Here is an 18,845-nt window from a genome sequence, read left to right on the forward strand (position 1 = left end):
ATAATGTCCGGGCGGCTTAACCCGGCAGGATGAAACTGTCGACCACTTTCTTTGTGCCGACACCCTCGAAATGGATTTCAAGCTTGTTGCCATCGACCGCCTTGACGGTACCGGGGCCGAATTTGCGATGACGTACCGCATCGCCGACCTTGTATTTCGATGATTTCGAACTGGTGGTGTAACTGGTTTCACCATCCGGCTTTACATCAATCACATTTTTGCGCACCCGGTCCTGCCATCCCGCGCTGGCAAACCGGCGTTCGCCGGTCCCGCCATAGGGGTTATAGCTTTCCGCCGGTTTGTTATCCGCCCAGCTTGGCATTTTCATCCAGTCGTCGGCACCCCATGCACCGGGCGATACATTGCCACGATGATTGCCAAGGCCGGTGTCGCTGATGCGTTCGACATGCTCGTCCGGCAATTCATCGACAAAGCGCGACGGCAGGGCCGATTGCCACTGGTTATAAATCCGACGGTTGGCCGCATAGGAAACCGTGGCACGTTTGCGTGCGCGCGTGATGCCGACATAGGCCAGACGGCGTTCTTCCTCAAGGCCCTTCACCCCGCTTTCATCCATGGCACGCTGATGGGGGAAAACACCTTCTTCCCAGCCGGGCAGAAAGACATAGTCAAATTCCAGCCCCTTGGCCGCATGCAGGGTCATGATGGTGACTTTTTCCTGATCGGCGTTCTGTTCATTTTCCATCACCAGCGACACATGCTCAAGGAAGCTGGTCAGGTTTTCAAACTCGCCAATCGCAGATACCAGTTCCTTCAGGTTTTCCAGACGGCCGGGCGCATCGATTTCCTTGGATGTGCGCCACATATCGGTATAGCCGCTTTCATCAAGAACCGTTTCAAGCACCGCCACATGCGATGTGGTCTCCAGCATTTCACGCCAGCGTTTGAAATCGCCCAGCAACCCGCCAATCGCCTGACGCATTTTGGGTTTGAGTTCCTCGGTCCCGATCAGATCAAGCGCCGCCGCCGGAAGCGAAACCGCCTGATCACGCGAATATTGATGCAGGGTTTGCAAGGTGGCCTTTCCCACCCCGCGCTTGGGCACATTGACGATGCGTTCAAACGCAAGGCTGTCATCGGGTTGGGCGACCATGCGGATATAAGCCAGCGCATCGCGGATTTCCTGACGTTCATAGAAACGCGGTCCGCCAACAACCCGGTACGGGATGCCCAGCGTGATCAGCCGTTCCTCGAACTCGCGGGTCTGGAACCCGGCACGGACAAGGATCGCCATATGGGATGCACCAATACCCCTGCTTTGCAGGGCTTCGATATCCTCGCCAACAAGCCGCGCCTCGGCCTCGCCATCCCAGACACCTTTGACAAAGACCTTCTCGCCGGTATCAAGTTCAGTCCAAAGCTCCTTGCCCAGACGGCCATCGTTAAAGGTGATCAGCTTGGACGCCGCCGCCAGAATATGCGGCGTGGAACGATAATTCTGTTCGAGCCGGACGACCTTGGCACCGGGGAAATCGGACTCGAAACGCAGGATGTTGCCGACCTCGGCCCCGCGCCAGCTATAGATCGCCTGATCATCATCACCGACACAGCAGATATTGCGATGAACCATCGCCAGCGCGCGCAGCCAAAGATATTGGGCCACGTTGGTATCCTGATATTCATCGACCAGAACATAGCGGAAGGTTTCCTGATAACGGCGCAGGATTTCCGGGTGTTTCTGAAACAGGGTCAGGCAATGCAGCAAAAGATCGCCAAAGTCGGCCGCATTCAGAACCGCAAGGCGTTCCTGATAGATTTTATACAGGTACTTGGCCCCGCCATTGGCGAACTCGACACTTTCATTGACCCGTTCGGGTGAAAGTCCCTTGTCCTTCCAGCGCTGGATGATCCCCATCAGTTGCTTGGCCGGCCATTTCTTCTGATCAATCTGTTCGGCATCCATGATCTGCTTAAGCAGGCGGACCTGATCATCGCTATCAAGGATCGTGAAGTTTGATTGCAACCCGACCAGTTCGGCATGACGACGCAACAGGCGGGCCGCCAGCGAGTGGAAAGTCCCCAGCCACCATCCTTCAACCGGACGGCCCAGCGCATGGGCGACACGTTCCTGCATCTCCTTGGCCGCGCGGTTGGTAAAAGTCACGGCAAGAATTTGCTGCGGATGCAGGCGCTCCGTCTGTCCCTTGGTTTCCAGAAGATGGGCAAGCCGGGTCGTCAGAACGCGCGTTTTTCCCGTCCCGGCACCTGCCAGCACCAGCAACGGACCATCAAGCGTTTCGACCGCTTCGCGTTGCTCGGCATTCAGATTGGCAAGGTAATCGGGTGCGGGTGCGTCTTGAAGGCGCATTTCCGGGCTTGCGGCGAATTCATCAATTTCAAAGGGATCATCCATCATGTCGGGATATATAACATGCTCTGCAAACGGGGCCAGTATTGGCATTCAATCAAGTGGCGATATCGGGTTGCTTATTGTGCAACAAATCGGGAACGTCGACCAATTTTTTCCCTGAAAATATTTTTTCCGCCTGCTTTTCTGCGCCAGTTTTTCCTGCGCCTTGCGTGAACAGTCATAACGACAATCACCACGCAAGGAGCCCCCGATGAGCGGCATCGACAGTCTCAGTGCCAGTCTTGCGCAAATATTTAGCCAAACACAGTCGACCAGTAGCAGCCAGTCTACCGAAAGCAGTAGCGGCGTAGAAGGCATTGGCGGATTTGCGTTAGCCAGTGCGCAAAGCACCGCCTCGACAAAGGCGGTCGACGCGGTTTCGGAAATTGCTGCCAACGGACAGGGCATCGTTGACCAGCTTTCCGATCAGATCAAAGCCATGTTGCTGGAAATGCAGGAAAGCACGGATACATCGGCCTCCGATGGCGGTTTCGATGCGCAGCAACTGTTCGATGACCTTGACACCGATGATGACGGCACCCTGACCAAGGATGAATTCCTGGCAGGCAAACCCGACAATGTCAGCGATGAAATGGCTGAAAACCTGTGGTCGATGATGGCGGGAAGTGATGCCGAAAGCATTTCCCAAGACGATTACCTGACAGGCATGGCTCCCCCACCCGGTGTCACAACAACCAAGGCAACTGCGGATGAAAGCACGGACAGTTTATCTGGTGGTGACAGTGCCGCAACATCCGATACCGAAAGTTACGACCCGCTTGATACCAACGAAGACGGCATTGTCAGCCTTGCCGAACTGATGGCTGCCGCCCCGGCGGACGAAACTCCATCCGCCAGCAGCCTGCCCGACACCAGCAGCCAGACCAGCAGCACAGGCGATGACGCCGCCGCCACCATCGGCAATGGCGCAACACCGTTCGATAACCGCCTGATGGCACAGTTGATGGCATAACTGATCGCGTAACACCGGGTCTCTTCGACGAAGCGAGAACCCCAACCTGCCGCCGGCCACGATATCAAACCGGCGGCATTTTTTTGTCTGCCACGTTCGGGAAAGTCTAGAACAGCTTGGGCGGCGCATCACCGCGTTCTTCGCTTTGCAGTTCCAGAAGCGCGTTGTTATAGGCCATCATCGCGTCCTTTTCGTGGACGAAACCGACCATAAGACGTTCTTCCTCATTATTGATCACCGGCAGGTGTTCCTCGCCGGTCTGTTCCATCAGACGCACGGCCTTTTCGATGCTGTCAGTACGCAGCAGAACCGGCGGCTTGGATCGGGCGACCTGGCCTGCGGTAACTTCTTCGCCCATTTCCGGATCAAACGCCGCATGGCGCAAATCGGCCAGTGTGATCGTGCCGTGCAACCGGCCATCATCATCAATCACGAACAGTTCGGAATAGGGCGCATTGATCAGCTTTTCGCGAATGGACGGCATCCCGTCGCCGAGCGGCACGGTCTGATATTCCGCCTTCATGATGTCGGCGACCTTCATCATGCGCAGCAAATTCATTTCCCGGCCCCACCGGGTCGAAAGCCCCCGGCATTTAAGCTGCCAGGCAAAGAATGATCCGCCCTGGAACTGGTCCATCACAATCGATGCAATCACCGATGCCACCATCACCGCAATGGTCAAGGCATAGTCGCCGGTCAGTTCAAAGATGATCAGGGTCGTTGAAATCGGCGCGCCCAGCATGGCCGCCGCCACCGCCCCCATACCGACCAGTGTATAGGCCCCGTACCCCGATGACAGATCGGGGAAAATCGCCGTTGCCGTCACCCCGAATGCCCCGCCCAGCATCGCACCAAGGAAAAGGGCCGGACTGAAAATCCCACCAGCAAAGCCCATGCCGATGCAGATCGCCACCATTGCGGCCTTCACGATCAGAAGCTGTACGAGAAATGACCAGCCATACGCCCCGTAAAGCGCATCATTCATCGCACCGTAACCAACGCCGACAATCTGCGGGAACTTGATCGCAACAATACCGATCACAAGTCCCGCCACGGCCGGCCGCAACCAGCCCGGAATTTTCGATGCCTTGGCCGCCATTTGCACAACCGGGATGGCACGTGTTACGCAAATCGCGGTGATCCCCGCCGCAATCCCCAAAAGCGCAAAGGCCGGAAATTCCAGAAACGACTGGATTTCATTGGCCGGCAACAGAAAGGCAATGTCGCTGCCGAAATAAAGCCGGGTGATGATCGTACCGGTCACCGATGCCAGAACAATCGGTGCAAATGCGGTCAGGGCATAATGACCAAGGGCAACCTCGTGGGCAAACAATGCACCCGCCAGCGGCGCATTGAAAGACGCTGCAACCGCGGATGCCACGCCGCATCCAAGCAGGGTGCGCGCCGTGCTGCGCCGCAGATGAAGAATGCGCGCCAGCCACGCCCCGAACGACGCCCCCATATGAACAACCGGCCCCTCGCGGCCAAGCGACGCACCGGTTCCCAGCGACACCGCGCTGATGAACACCGATTTGATCCCACAGCGTGACGACATGCGTGCATCATGAAACAGGGCGGCATCCACCACATCGGCCACCCCGTGGGTACGCCGTTCGGGCAAAAACCGGTAAATGAAAACCCCGACAAACAATCCGCCCAGTGTCGGCACCATGATCAAATGCCACGCCGGAAGATGCGCAAGATATTCATGGACCGCTTCCTCGCCCGAACCAAAGGTCAGCAACTGCACAAACAGGATGCCTTCGCGAAACAGGATGGTCCCGCCCCCGGCCATCGCGCCGACCACAAGTGCCAGGATCGACAGCACAAGCTGCTCGCTTTTGACGATACGTCGCAATTGCCCAAGCAACTGGTTGGATTTGAAAAGCTTTTCGGCCATATCGGGTTACCGGCGGGAACGGGTGAAACAGGAAGCTGTCATATGATCACAAGGTGTTGCGAATAAAAGGTAAAGGTCGGCAAATCCAGTGATATTTGCCAATAGCTGCCCCTTGCCCGATGCAGATGATGACCGCGGGTTACCTCAAATGCATTGCCCAGGCAGGTCAGGTTCGGGCCAAGTCGATGACGCGACAGTGCTTTTTTCAGAAAACCATCATTGATCTTCGAACGGGAAATAACGCATGCTTGACGTCATACAGGTTTCCGAAGCCTGCGGGACTTTCCCCGAATAACAATAAATTCCTTTTTCAGGACTTCCGATAAATGACTGAAAGTCAAAAATCGGGCGCCACCATCGCCCGTCCGCTTCCGGGTTTTGTCGAATTCGTTGTGTTAATGGCAATCACGATTGGTCTGGTTGCGCTTTCGATCGATAACCTGTTACCGGCATTCGGCCCGATCGCCACCGATTACGGCATCGAGGACGGCAACCGCATGCAGTTGCTGATCTATGTTTTCATGATTGCCTTTGGCCTGATGCAGATTGTCTATGGCCCGCTGGCTGACAGTTTCGGCCGCAAACGCGTTCTGATGCTGGGTCTTTTCATTTATGCCATCGGGACCGTCATGGCGATTTTTGCCGACAGTTACGATCACCTTCTGGTCGCGCGTTTCGTTCAGGGGCTTGGTGCGGCGGCCCCGCGCGTTTTGACAATCGCGATCACGCGTGACTGTTTCGAAGGCCGCGAAATGGCCCGCGTCATGTCGTTCGTGATGATGATCTTTATCATCGTGCCGGTCTTTGCCCCGGCATCGGGTAGCCTGATCCTAGCGCTTGCCAACTGGCACATGATTTTTGTCAGCACCCTTGTGCTGGCGATCATTATTGCCGTCTGGTACAGCCTGCGAATGCCCGAAACGTTAAATCCCGAATACCGGCATAAACTGTCACTCAGCCGGATTGGGCGCGATATCAAAACCACGATCACCACCCGCCAGACGCTGGGTTATGCGACGGCGATGGGGCTGATGTTTGCCTGTCTGATGGCCTATATCGGATCGGCCCAGCAGATTTTCGAAACCGAGGTTTACGGACTTGGCGTCTGGTTCCCGCTGGTGTTCGGGATGATCGCCGCCTGCATGAGCGTTTCATCCTTCGTCAATGCCCGCCTTGTCCGCAAGATCGGCATGCACAAACTGTCGCAGGGTGGGCTTCTTGTGATGGCAATCAGCAGCCTGATCAATCTGGGCATCGCCTTTGCCTTTGACGGTGCCCCGCCGCTTCCGGTGTTTGGTGTGGGTCTTACGGTCACACTGTTCTGTTTTTCCATGACCATGCCAAACTTCAATTCGCTGGCGATGGAACCGGTTGGCCGGATTGCCGGCACCGCATCCTCGATGATCGGGGTTTACAGCACCCTGATCGGTGTTGTCGCAGGCGGGATCATCGGCCAGCTATTCAATGGCACGGTTATCCCGCTGATTGGCGGCTATCTGGTGCTGGCGGTGCTGGCCATCGTGATTGTCGGCATTACCGAACGCGGAAAGTTTTTCCACGCGACGCATTGATAACCGGTCAAACGAAAAAAAGCCCCGCAGCCGGAAAGCTGCGGGGCTTTTTGTTTGATACGATCACGCCTGACGCGGATCGTAATTCAGGTTGGGCGCCAGCCAGCGTTCGGCTTCGGCCAAAGTCATGCCCTTGCGTTCGGCATAGCTTTCGACCTGATCGCGTTCGATCTTGCCAAGGCCGAAATATTTGGCTTCGGGATGGGCGAAATAGAACCCGCTGACCGAGGATGCCGGGGTCATGGCACAGCTTTCGGTCAGTCTGACACCGACATTCTTTTCCGCATCCAGCAACTGCCACAGCGTGCGTTTTTCCGTATGTTCCGGGCAGGCCGGATATCCCGGTGCCGGACGAATACCGCGATAGTTTTCGGCAATCAGTTCGGCATTCGGAAGGTTCTCATCCGCGGCATAGCCCCAAAGCTCCTTACGCACCTTTTCATGCATGCGTTCGGCAAAGGCCTCGGCAAAGCGGTCGCCAAGGGCCTTGACCAGAATGGCGTTGTAATCGTCATGCTCGGCTTCAAGCTTTTTGGCGATTTCTTCGACTTCCGGCCCGGCGGTGACGACAAAGCCACCGATATAATCGGTCTTACCGGATTCCTTTGGCGCGATATAATCGGCAAGGGCGCGGTTCGGGCGTGAATTGTTTTCACGGAACATCTGCTGGCGAAGCGTGCGCAGCATCACCGGTTCGTTCTGATCGGGTGCCGGGGTGACTTCGATATCGTCACCCACCGAATTGGCCGGCCAGATACCGACAACCGCACAGGGTTTGAACCATTTTTCATCGACAATGCGTTTGAGCATCGCCTTGGCGTCTTCGTAAAGACCACGTGCGGTTTCGCCAACCTTCTCGTCCTGCAGAATGTCCGGGAAACGGCCATGCAGTTCCCAGGTTTCAAAGAACGGCTTCCAGTCGAACCGTTCAACCAGTTCCGCCAGATCAAAGGTTTCAAACCGGGTAATGCCCGGTTTGACCGGTGCGGGAACATCATAGGCGTCCCAGTCAAGCTGCACCTTGTTGGCGCGCGCGTCCGCAATGGCAAAACGTTTTTTCTGCAATTGCTGGGCGGCGTGTTTTTCCGCCATCGCGATATATTCCGCCCGGATTTCCGCAGCAAACCGTTCCCGGTGGGTTTCAGATACAAGCTGGCTTGCAACCCCCACCGCACGCGATGCGTCAATCACGTAAACCACCGACTTGTTATAGTTCGGGGCAATCTTGACCGCGGTATGGACCTTGGACGTGGTTGCGCCACCGATCAGAAGCGGGATGTTGAGCCCCTCGCGTTCCATTTCGGCCGCGACATAGGTCATTTCCTCAAGCGACGGCGTGATCAGGCCCGAAAGACCGATCATGTCGACCTTTTCGGCCTTGGCGGTTTCGATGATTTTCTGGGTCGGCACCATCACGCCAAGGTCAAGGACCTCGAAATTGTTACATTGCAGGACCACGCCCACGATGTTCTTGCCGATGTCATGGACATCGCCCTTGACCGTCGCCAGCAGGATTTTGCCGTTGGTTTCGCGCACCCCATCCTTTTCCGCCTCGATGAACGGGATCAGGTAAGCCACGGCCTTTTTCATCACGCGGGCGGATTTGACCACTTGGGGCAGGAACATCTTGCCCGCACCAAACAGGTCACCGACCACATTCATGCCATCCATCAACGGCCCTTCGATAACGTGAAGGGGTTTGTCGGCCTGCTGGCGGGCTTCTTCGGTGTCTTCTTCGACATACTCGGCAATGCCGTTGACCAGCGCATGGGCCAGTCGTTCATTAACCGGCTTTTTGCGCCATTCCAGATCGACCTTCTTCTCCGGCCCGCCGGTGCCCTTGTATTTTTCGGCAATTTCCAGAAGACGGTCGGTCGCATCCGGGCGACGGTTCAGGATCACGTCCTCGACCCGTTCACGCAGTTCAAGCGGGATTTCCTCATACACCACAAGCTGACCGGCATTGACGATGCCCATATCCATGCCGGCCTGCGTTGCATAATACAGGAACACGGAATGCATCGCTTCGCGGACCGGATTGTTCCCCCTAAACGAGAAGGAAACGTTGGAAACACCGCCGGAAATCTTAGCGTATGGCAGGCGTTCCTTGATCAGCTTGCAGGCTTCGATGAAATCGACGGCATAATTGTCATGTTCCTCGATCCCGGTCGCGACCGCAAAGATGTTCGGATCGAAAATGATGTCTTCGGGCGGGAAGCCGACCTTGTCGACCAGCACGCGATAGCTGCGTTCGCAAATCTCGATCTTGCGGGTAACGGTATCGGCCTGGCCTTTTTCATCAAAGGCCATCACGACGACGGCAGCACCATAACGGCGCAGAAGACGTGCCTGCTTGATAAAGGGTTCCTCGCCTTCTTTCAGGCTGATGGAGTTGACGATACCCTTGCCCTGAAGACATTTCAGACCGGCTTCGATCACGTTCCATTTGGAACTGTCGATCATGATCGGCACACGGGCAATATCGGGTTCAGCCGCCAGAAGATTGACGAATTTGACCATCGCCGTTTCGGCATCCAGCATCGCATCGTCCATATTGATGTCGATGATCTGCGCGCCGTTTTCGACCTGCTGACGGGCAACCTCAAGGGCTGCGTCGTAATTTTCCTCGACGATCAGGTTTTTGAACTTGATCGATCCTGCGACGTTCGTGCGCTCGCCGATATTGATGAATCTTGAAATGTCACTCATGGGTCTGTTCGATCTCTTTTTTCAGCTTCCCGGCATCAGGCGGCGTTGAACGGCTCAAGGCCCGAAAGGCGCATTTTCGGTTCGATCTTGGGCAATTTGCGCGGATTGGCATTTGCCACCGCATCGGCAATCGCCTTGATATGGGGCGGCGTCGTGCCACAGCAGCCGCCCAGCAGATTGACCATACCGGTTTCGGCCCATTCCTTGACCAGTGCCGCCATTTCGGCATCCGACTGGTCATATTCACCAAATTCGTTGGGCAGGCCCGCATTGGGATAAACCGAAACCCGGCATTCGGCAATGCGTGACAGTTCCTGCACATAGGGGCGCAACTGTGCCGCCCCCAATGCGCAGTTAAGCCCGATCGAGAACGGCTTGGCATGACGGACCGAATTGTAAAACGCCTCGGTCGTCTGTCCCGAAAGGGTCCGGCCCGACGCATCGGTGATGGTACCCGAAATCAGAACCGGCACATCTTCACCGCGTTCTTCAAGTACCTCGTCGATGGCAAACAGGGCCGCCTTGGCATTGAGCGTATCGAAAATGGTTTCCACCAGAAGCGCATCCGCCCCGCCATCCAGAAGGCCATTGACGGCTTCCTTATAAGCTTCGCGTAGCTGGTCGAAATTAACACCGCGGAAACCCGGATTGTTCACATCGGGCGAAATCGATGCGGTGCGGTTGGTCGGGCCGATGGCACCGTTGACAAAGCGCACATCGCCGGGATGGACGGCTTCCCATTCATCACAGGCCGCGCGCGCGATTTTCGCACTTTCGTAATTGATCTCGTAGGCAAGGCTTTCCATACCGTAATCGGCCTGCGCGATTGTCGTCGCACTAAAGGTATTGGTCCCCTGAAGGTCCGCACCCGCGGCAATATATTGCAGATGGATATCCTTGATGATGTCAGGCCGGGTCAGGGACAGCAGATCGTTGTTGCCCTTCAGATCCTGTTTCCAGTCGGCAAAGCGTTCGCCGCGATAATCTTCCTCGCTCAGCTTGTGCTTCTGGATCATGGTGCCCATCGCACCATCAAGGATCAGGATTTTGTTTTCGGCCCGTTTACGCAGCAGGGCAATGCGTTCCTTGCGGTCATTCATCATCGTCATCCAGTCGTTTTGATCATGCAGGCTGTTTGGGCGGGTCGGTTCAGGCAGCAGCCTGTGCAACACCGCGAATACCCAGCGCATGACAGATGGCATATGTCAGTTCGGCACGGTTTAGCGTGTAGAAGTGGAAATCGGTAACACCCTCGGCCATCAGGCCCTCGACCTGCGAAATGGCTTCGTGGAAGGCAACCATCCGACGCGTGTCGGGATCTTCGTCAAGGTCTTCAAACCGCCAATGCAGGCGCTTGGGCACCGATGCCCCGCACATATCGGCAAATTTCAAAAGCGACCCGAAATTGGTCACCGGCAGGATGCCCGGCACAATCGGTGCGGTGATCCCGGCAGCAGCACATTTGTCACGGAACCGAAGGAAAACCTCGTTATCAAAGAAGAACTGCGTGATCGCACGGTTCGCACCGGCATCGATCTTGTGTTTCAGATATTCGATTTCGAAATCGGCATTGGGGGCATCCGGGTGGGTTTCCGGATAGGCCGAAACCGAAATATCGAAATCCGCAATCCGCTTAAGCCCTTCGACCAGATCAACCGCATAAGGATAGCCACCCGGCGTCGGGACATATTTATCGCCCGCATCGGGCAGATCACCGCGCAGAGCAACAATTGACCGGATACCTTCATCCCAGTAATTGCGCGCAATACCTTCGATTTCTTCCTTGGTATGGCCAACACAGGTCAGGTGGGCCGCCGCCGGAATGCCGGTTTCGCCCTGAATGCGGGTGACACTGCTATGCGTGCGGTCACGGGTTGATCCGCCTGCCCCGTAGGTTACCGAAACAAAAGACGGGTTCAGCGGCGCCAGACGGTGGATCGAACGCCACATGGTTTCTTCCATCTTTTCCGTTTTCGGCGGAAAGAATTCGAATGAAACCCGCAAATCGCCATGCGAAGTGCCCTGTGGTGCGATGTCGTTTTTAGCCGTCATTCTTTTAATCCTGTCTTGTCGTTCCGGTGGAACGGGTCGTTATGCGTTATTATTGTTGGCGATAAGCCTGCCGGATTGTTACTCGGCGGCCTCGTTATTGTTATTTGCCTGCAATGCCTTCTGCCCCTGCTCCGATGCATGTGCGGACCAGATCCGCACCGTCAAGGGTTTGCCGGGCAGGCTTATGACATCACCGGACGAAAGTTCACATGCGCGAAACCACGTATTGATCGCCCCGTCTTCAAAACCAAGCCGACGGTGCGCGTGCTCCTCGCGCAGTTCCTCACGGTCATGGGTTGCGAAATCAACCACCACCAGCCTGCCATTCGGGGCCAGCACACGGGCGGCTTCGGCAATGGCGGCTTCGGGGCGTTCGGCGTAATGCAGCACCTGATGCAGGGTCACAACGTCAAACATCCCTGCGGGATAAGGCAGTTGATACATATCGGCCTGCCGTACCAGACAGTTTGACAGATCGGCACGCTGCAAGCGTGCGCGTGCGACCGCCAGCATCTCGCGCGACATATCAACGCCGACACCCTCTTCGGCCGTTTTGCCCAGAAGCTCCAGAATCCGGCCCGTGCCGGTACCGATATCAAGAATCCGGCCCCCGGAAAGATCGCCGATGGCATCAATCAGGGCCTGCTCGACGACCGTTTCATCAATATGAAGCGACCGGATGCGATCCCAGTCATCGGCATTGGCCCGGAAATATTCGCGGGCAATCTGTTCGCGCTGCGCCTTGACCTGCTCCAGCCGGGCACGATCCAGGGCCAGTATCTCGTCACTTTCAGGCAGAAGGGCAAGAACCGGCTGAACCAGTTCCGCGCCGGGGCCGCTATTGGGGGTGCGATAAAATACCCAGGTGCCTTCACGGAATCGGACAAGCAGCCCGGCTTCGCACAGCAGTTTAAGATGGCGCGACACACGCGGCTGGCTCTGCCCGATGATCTGGGTGATCTCGCTGACGGTCAGTTCGCATTCGGCACAGATCGCCAACAGGCGAAGCCGTGTCGCCTCTGCCGCCGCGCGCAATCTCGCAAGAACCTGTTCCATTTCAGCGCCTCCATTGACCTGACCAAAGACATAAAGATATGTTTATATTTAATCAAGGCCTATTTACCTATTCAAAGGGAGTATGGCAAAAAGGCAACACGCCAAATCCCATTGATCGAGCACATAATTTTGTGTGCTGGCGTTTAAAACTTCCCTATGCTAACCACATGGATATCTGAGACGTGTGCATCGCACATTCCTGTTTTCTTCGCGGGCAGCAGGTTGGGTAATGTTCTTGAAGTCCCGATTTCAAGGGCGTCTCGGGGTCGGGGAAAGTTTGTATCGAAATCGTTTGGCAAAAATAATGAAACTTCGAACTTTGCTTTCGCTGTGCGCTGGTGCATCTCTGTCCATGCTGACAGCATGCGCGTCCACCCAGCCGGCACAGGACACAAGTGATTATGACCCCCTCGAACCGGTAAACCGGGTCGTTCACGGGGTTAATGGTGCCGTTGATTTTATGGTCCTTTACCCCGCCGCCATGTGGTATCGCGACATCGCGCCCCAACCGGTCAAAACCGCCGTCCGCAGCTTTGTGCGCAATATCGGTGAACCGGTCAATGCGCTGAACTCGCTGCTTCAGGGTGACCCTGATCAGGCCGCTGACTCGGTTCAGCGCTTCATCATGAACACCACGATCGGCTTCCTTGGTTTCAATGATGTGGCTGCCGATTTTGGCATCGCCTATCATTCCGAAGATTTCGGCCAGACTCTTGGCCATTACGGCATCGGCGGCGGTCCTTACATCGTCCTGCCGCTGCTTGGTCCGTCGAACCTGCGCGATACCGCCGGTATTGCGGTCGATTATGTAAGCAATCCGCTGACCTGGGGCAGCCGGAACAGCGAGACCCTTGATACGCTCTATCTCGGTTCGCTGGCTCTGACCGCACTGAATGCGCGCTACAGCACGCTCAACCAGCTTAACGAATTGCAACAAACCTCGATTGACTATTATGCTGCTTTGCGTAGCCTCTATCGTCAGCAACGAAACGCCGCCATTCGCAACGGCGCAGAACCTTCTGCACCGGAATTCGAAGACGAAAGCGCTTCTGCCGACTTTGATGACGCGTTTGAAGCAGCAGCAAATTAATGGTTCGGTCGAACATGAAAAGCAGAATTGCGATTCCCGCTTTGGCGGCAGCAATCGTCAGTGTGACCGGCCTTGTGGCCGGTCCTGCATTTGCAGGTAACGCGACTTCCGCATCGTCCCATACGGTCGAGGTCGCAGCCAGCCGCAGTGCAACCGACGTCATCAAAACCCTTGCGAGCGAGGCAATTGTCGGCCTGACCGATCAATCGCTAAGCAACGACACCCGCCGACAGAACTTCGTCGCGCTGATGGATCGTTACTTCGCGATGGATGTGATTTCCCGTTTTGTCTTGGGGCGCTACTGGCGCTCCATCTCCGAGGAAGAACTCAACGAGTTCGCCGATCTTCTGCAGGACTATCTGGCCCTTAACTATGCCAGCCAGTTCAAGGATTTCAATGGCGAGCAGTTCGTTGTCGGCGACGAGAAACAGCAGAACAAGGATACGTTCGTCAATTCGCAGTTCGTCCGCCCGGACGGCCCGCCGGTGTCGATCGTCTGGCGTCTGCGCGAATTCGGTGATGAATATAAAATCATTGATGTGACCGTCGAAGGCCTGAGCATGGGGATCACCCAGCGCGACGAATTTACCGCTGTCATCCAGAAAAATGGTGGCGAGGTTTCCGCCCTGACAGAAAACCTGCGGGCGAAAGTCGGAAAATAATTCCGTCGCAACCAGAACAGAAATCAAAAGCCACCGGCGGTGATTTGCCGGTGGCTTTTTTCACGCTTGCGGCCCGAATGCCAACCCAAGATGCCCGCAAAAGAAAAGGCCGCCCGATGGGCGGCCTTTGTCATTAACCGCGGGTCAGCGGCTTGTATTTGATGCGATGCGGACGATCCGCCGCGTCGCCATAACGACGTTTGTAATCCGCTTCATATTCCTGATAGTTGCCTTCGAACCATTCGACATGCGAATTGCCCTCATAGGCCAGGATGTGGGTCGCGATACGGTCAAGGAAGAAACGATCGTGCGAGATGACCACGGCACAACCGGCAAATTCCAGCAGACCTTCTTCAAGCGCACGCAGCGTATCGACATCAAGATCGTTGGTCGGTTCGTCAAGCAGCAGAACGTTCGCGCCCGATTTCAGCATCTTGGCAAGGTGAACGCGGTTACGTTCACCACCTGAAAGCTGCCCGACTTTCTTCTGCTGATCGGCCCCCTTGAACGCGAACTGCGATACATAGGCACGCGAGCTCATCGGGCGTTTGCCCAGAAGGATCTCGTCCAGCCCGTCGGAGACTTCCTGCCAGACGGTCTTGTTCGGATCAAGCGAGTCACGCGACTGATCGACATAGCCCATCTTGACGGTTTCACCGATCTTGAGCGTACCGGCATCCGGTTTATCACTGCCGGTCAGCATCTTGAACAAAGTGGTTTTACCCGCACCGTTCGGACCGATAACACCAACGATGCCACCCGGCGGCAGACGGAAATGCAGATCATCAAACAGAAGCTTGTCACCAAATGCCTTGGTCAGACCTTCGGCCGTGATCACCTCGTTACCAAGGCGTTCGGCAATCGGAATAACAATCTTGGTTGAATCCGGAACCGCCTTGGCGGCTTCGGCAACGAGATCGTCATAGGCACGGACACGGGCCTTGGATTTCGCCTGACGGCCTTTCGGGTTCTGACGGATCCAGTCCAGTTCGGATGCAAGCTGCTTCTGACGGCTGCCTTCCTGACGGGCTTCCTGATCCAGACGCTTCTGCTTCTGTTCCAGCCAGGATGAATAGTTGCCTTCATACGGAATGCCCTGACCACGGTCGAGTTCAAGGATCCAGCCGGTAACGTTATCGAGGAAGTAACGATCGTGGGTGACCAGAATGACAGTGCCCTGATAGTCTTCAAGGTGACGTTCCAGCCACGCAACCGATTCCGCATCCAGATGGTTGGTCGGTTCGTCAAGCAGCAGAATGTCAGGCTTTGCCAGCAACAGACGGCAAAGCGCAACGCGGCGGCGCTCACCACCCGAAAGCTTGCTTACGTCGGAATCCTTGGGCGGGCAGCGCAGCGCGTCCATGGCGATATCAAGCGTCCGCTCAAGATCCCAGCCATTGGCCGCATCAATGCGTTCCTGCAATTCGCCCTGCTCGGCGAGGAGATTGTTCATCTCGTCGTCGGTCATCGGCTCGCCAAACGCCATGCTGATTTCGTTAAAGCGCGCCAGATCGTCAACAATCTGACCACAGCCTTCCATAACGTTACCCAGAACGTCTTTTGCCGGGTTCAGCTGCGGTTCCTGTTCAAGGTAACCGACACGGACACCCTCGGCAGGCCAGGCTTCACCCGAAAAATCCTTTTCGATACCCGCCATGATTTTAAGCAGGGTCGATTTACCGGCACCGTTGTTCCCGAGAACACCGATCTTCACACCCGGCAGGAAGGACAGCGTGATGCCTTTGAAAAGTTCACGACCACCCGGAAGGATCTTGGTCAGGTCCTTCATGACGTAAATATACTGGTAGGATGCCATTAAATTCCCCATCCAAAATGTGAGAAATCCCGGACCATGCCGGGACATGCGGATCATCGCATTGCGACCATCCAGAAAGCTTTGCCCGTTTGTAACCGACCGGCCCCTTACAAACAATGACAAACAACGGCAATCACTGTGATGCGCTTTGAATGTGCACGGGTGGAAACGACGCGGGCCAAAACGCGTCGCAAAACACCCCGTTCGGGGCAAAATCAACCGTTAATAATGCAGAATCAAACAAATATGCGCGTATTTCGATTAAAAACAGCATGTCATTGTGCAGCGCCGAACAATGTCGAAAAAATGGCGGATTTTGTGGGTTCTTTCAGTGTTTCCAGCAGGTTGGGGAACGCAGGAGCCCTAATATATACGACTAATGATTAGCTTCTGGCGCATTCTGAAAACTGTTATCGAATTTGTTGGCAATGGTGTGTGCAGACGCCACCACTGCATCAAAAGCAGGCGGACCGGGACAAAAAAGAACTCAATAACCGGTCGGCAGGGAAGTTTTCATTTTCTAGGAAGGAGACGCGCTATGGATGAGCAAAGCGCAGCCTACTGGAAGCGAAACGTAAAACTGGTGACCACTTTGCTGATCATCTGGTTTGTCGTTTCCTACGGTTTCGGCATCTTGTTTGTCGATGCGATGAACAGCATCAAGATCGCGGGCTTTGAGCTCGGATTCTGGTTTGCCCAGCAAGGGTCCATTTACGTCTTTGTCGCGCTGATTTTCGTCTACGTGAGCAAGATGAACAAACTGGACCGTGAATTCGACGTTCACGAAGACGACTGACGTCAACGAAGTTCCGGATCCGGGGAGACAGACAAATGGATCTTACTACCCTTACCTATATTGTCGTCGGTCTGAGTTTCGCGCTGTATATCGGCATCGCGATCTGGGCCAAGGCAAGCACCACCGGCGAGTTTTATGTCGCTGGCAAGGGCGTTAACCCGGTCGTCAACGGCATGGCGACCGCTGCAGACTGGATGTCTGCTGCATCCTTCATTTCAATGGCCGGCCTGATTGCCTTCCTTGGCTATGGCGGCTCGGTTTACCTGATGGGCTGGACCGGCGGCTACTGCCTGCTGGCAATGCTTCTGGCACCTTACCTGCGCAAGTACGGCAAATTCACCGTGCCGGAATTCATCGGTGACCGTTACTATTCCAAAGCAGCGCGTATCGTTGCCGTTATCTGCCTGATCTTCATCTCGTTCACCTATGTTGCAGGCCAGATGCGCGGTGTTGGTATCGTGTTCTCGCGCTTCCTCGAAGTCGAAATCCTGACCGGCCTGATCGTCGGCATGGGCATCGTCTTCATCTATGCCGTTCTTGGCGGCATGAAGGGCATCACCTACACCCAGGTGGCACAGTATTGCGTGCTGATCATTGCCTATACCATTCCGGCAATCTTCATCGCCTTCCAGCTTACCGGCAATCCGCTGCCGCAGCTGGCATTCGGTTCCACGGTTAACGGCACGGGCGATTACATGCTCGACCGTCTGAACCAGATCGTGACCGAACTGGGCTTCCTCGAATATACCACCACCAGCAAATCGACGATCGACATCTTCTGCATCACGCTTGCGCTGATGGTCGGTACGGCAGGTCTGCCGCACGTTATCGTCCGCTTCTTCACGGTTCCGAAAGTCCGCGATGCGCGTTCTTCGGCCGGTTGGGCACTGGTCTTCATCGCGATCCTTTACACCACTGCCCCGGCAGTTGGCGCAATGGCGCGTCTGAACCTGACCGAAACCGTCCAGATCGGCGCAGTTGGCGATCCGGAAGGCAACCTTAAAGTCGAAGATCGTCCGGACTGGATGAGCCGTTGGGAAGCCACCGGTCTTCTGAAATTCGAAGACAAAAACGGCGATGGCCGTATCCAGTACTATAACGATGCCAACAAGGACTTTGCCGCCAAAGCCGCCGAATATGGCTGGGCCGGTAACGAACTTAAAGTTGACAACGACATCATGGTTCTGGCCAACCCTGAAATCGCACAGCTTCCGAACTGGGTGATTGCCCTTGTCGCTGCCGGTGGTATTGCCGCCGCACTGTCAACGGCAGCCGGTCTGTTGCTTGTGATTTCGTCGGGTATCTCGCATGACCTTCTGAAAGGCACATTGACGCCGGATATGACAGAAGGACAGGAACTGATGGCCGGTCGTATCGCAGCAGCCGTTGCGATCCTGATTGCCGGTTATCTGGGATACAATCCGCCCGGCTTCGTGGCGCAGGTGGTGGCCTTTGCCTTCGGTCTGGCTGCCGCATCGCTGTTCCCGGTTATCATCATGGGGATCTTCTCCAAGAAGGTTAACCGTGAAGGCGCGATTGCCGGGATGCTTGTCGGCCTGGTCTTCACCATGGGCTATATCATGTCCTACAAGGGCATCTTTATCCCGGTGCTGATCGAAAACGTTCCGGCAAACTGGCTGTTCGGCATTTCGCCGGAAGGCATCGGTGTTGTTGGTATGATCCTGAACTTCCTCGTTGCTTTCGGCGTGTCGAAAGTTACGGCGGAACCGCCGGCACATATCCAGCACCTGATTGAAGACATCCGCGTTCCGAAAGGAGCCGGTGGCGCCGTTGACCACTAATCGGTCGACTGGTTTGCAAGAAACCTGTTGCTGGCCCCCGGAAGTTC

Annotated in this window: 13 protein-coding genes; 6 read left to right on the plus strand and 7 right to left on the minus strand. The window is 55.7% G+C overall.

Features of this window, described 5'->3' with window-relative positions:
• Positions 1-16: 16 nt before the first annotated feature.
• Entirely contained in the window at positions 17-2,374 is a 2,358-nt protein-coding gene (locus J7395_RS01445; RefSeq protein ID WP_209220995.1) for a UvrD-helicase domain-containing protein, read from the minus strand.
• Positions 2,375-2,582: 208 nt separating this feature from the next.
• Here J7395_RS01445 and J7395_RS01450 point away from each other — a divergent pair, with 208 nt between their 5' ends.
• On the plus strand, positions 2,583-3,344 hold the full coding sequence (locus J7395_RS01450; RefSeq protein WP_209220306.1) for an EF-hand domain-containing protein: 762 nt from the start codon (positions 2,583-2,585) through the stop codon (positions 3,342-3,344).
• Between the two features lie 106 nt (positions 3,345-3,450).
• Here the strand turns inward: J7395_RS01450 and J7395_RS01455 are convergent, their stop codons facing one another.
• Positions 3,451-5,244 (minus strand): chloride channel protein, encoded by a 1,794-nt coding sequence (locus J7395_RS01455; protein ID WP_062947781.1) that lies wholly within the window; start codon positions 5,242-5,244, stop codon positions 3,451-3,453.
• Positions 5,245-5,570: 326 nt separating this feature from the next.
• Between J7395_RS01455 and J7395_RS01460 the strand changes: the two genes are divergently transcribed.
• The gene (locus J7395_RS01460) at positions 5,571-6,815 is read left to right on the plus strand and encodes a multidrug effflux MFS transporter (protein WP_209220307.1); all 1,245 of its coding nucleotides are present in this window, start codon (positions 5,571-5,573) and stop codon (positions 6,813-6,815) included.
• A gap of 63 nt (positions 6,816-6,878) precedes the next feature.
• On the opposite strand, the gene metH is transcribed toward J7395_RS01460, so the two are convergent.
• The 4 genes from metH to J7395_RS01480 form a co-directional block, all read right to left on the minus strand.
• On the minus strand, positions 6,879-9,524 hold the full coding sequence (metH, locus tag J7395_RS01465) for a methionine synthase (RefSeq protein ID WP_209220308.1): 2,646 nt from the start codon (positions 9,522-9,524) through the stop codon (positions 6,879-6,881).
• Positions 9,525-9,559: 35 nt separating this feature from the next.
• Complete coding sequence (locus tag J7395_RS01470) at positions 9,560-10,726, minus strand: homocysteine S-methyltransferase family protein (RefSeq protein WP_247741918.1); 1,167 nt, start codon at positions 10,724-10,726, stop codon at positions 9,560-9,562.
• Positions 10,674-11,576, minus strand: coding sequence for a methylenetetrahydrofolate reductase (gene metF / locus J7395_RS01475; protein WP_209220309.1), 903 nt, complete (start codon positions 11,574-11,576; stop codon positions 10,674-10,676). Before metF ends, J7395_RS01470 begins: the two co-directional genes overlap by 53 nt.
• A 78-nt stretch (positions 11,577-11,654) precedes the next feature.
• Positions 11,655-12,632: a metalloregulator ArsR/SmtB family transcription factor gene (locus J7395_RS01480; protein ID WP_209220310.1), complete on the minus strand. Its 978-nt coding sequence runs from the start codon at positions 12,630-12,632 to the stop codon at positions 11,655-11,657.
• 304 nt (positions 12,633-12,936) lie between these two features.
• Here J7395_RS01480 and J7395_RS01485 point away from each other — a divergent pair, with 304 nt between their 5' ends.
• Entirely contained in the window at positions 12,937-13,722 is a 786-nt protein-coding gene (locus J7395_RS01485) for a VacJ family lipoprotein (RefSeq protein ID WP_231858108.1), read from the plus strand.
• 14 nt (positions 13,723-13,736) lie between these two features.
• Positions 13,737-14,384, plus strand: a complete 648-nt coding sequence (locus J7395_RS01490; protein WP_247741919.1) for an ABC transporter substrate-binding protein — start codon at positions 13,737-13,739, stop codon at positions 14,382-14,384.
• A gap of 133 nt (positions 14,385-14,517) precedes the next feature.
• Here J7395_RS01490 and ettA read toward each other — a convergent pair whose 3' ends face one another.
• Entirely contained in the window at positions 14,518-16,200 is a 1,683-nt protein-coding gene (gene ettA / locus J7395_RS01495; RefSeq protein WP_062947796.1) for an energy-dependent translational throttle protein EttA, read from the minus strand.
• A gap of 538 nt (positions 16,201-16,738) precedes the next feature.
• Between ettA and J7395_RS01500 the strand changes: the two genes are divergently transcribed.
• Both J7395_RS01500 and J7395_RS01505 read left to right on the plus strand, forming a co-directional pair.
• Positions 16,739-16,996, plus strand: a complete 258-nt coding sequence (locus J7395_RS01500; protein WP_062947798.1) for a DUF4212 domain-containing protein — start codon at positions 16,739-16,741, stop codon at positions 16,994-16,996.
• Between the two features lie 35 nt (positions 16,997-17,031).
• Entirely contained in the window at positions 17,032-18,798 is a 1,767-nt protein-coding gene (locus J7395_RS01505) for a sodium:solute symporter family protein (RefSeq protein ID WP_209220312.1), read from the plus strand.
• Positions 18,799-18,845 lie beyond the last annotated feature (47 nt).

Origin of the sequence: Thalassospira sp. A3_1 (assembly GCF_017744215.1) — a bacterium.
GTDB classification, from domain to species: domain Bacteria; phylum Pseudomonadota; class Alphaproteobacteria; order Rhodospirillales; family Thalassospiraceae; genus Thalassospira; species Thalassospira lucentensis_A.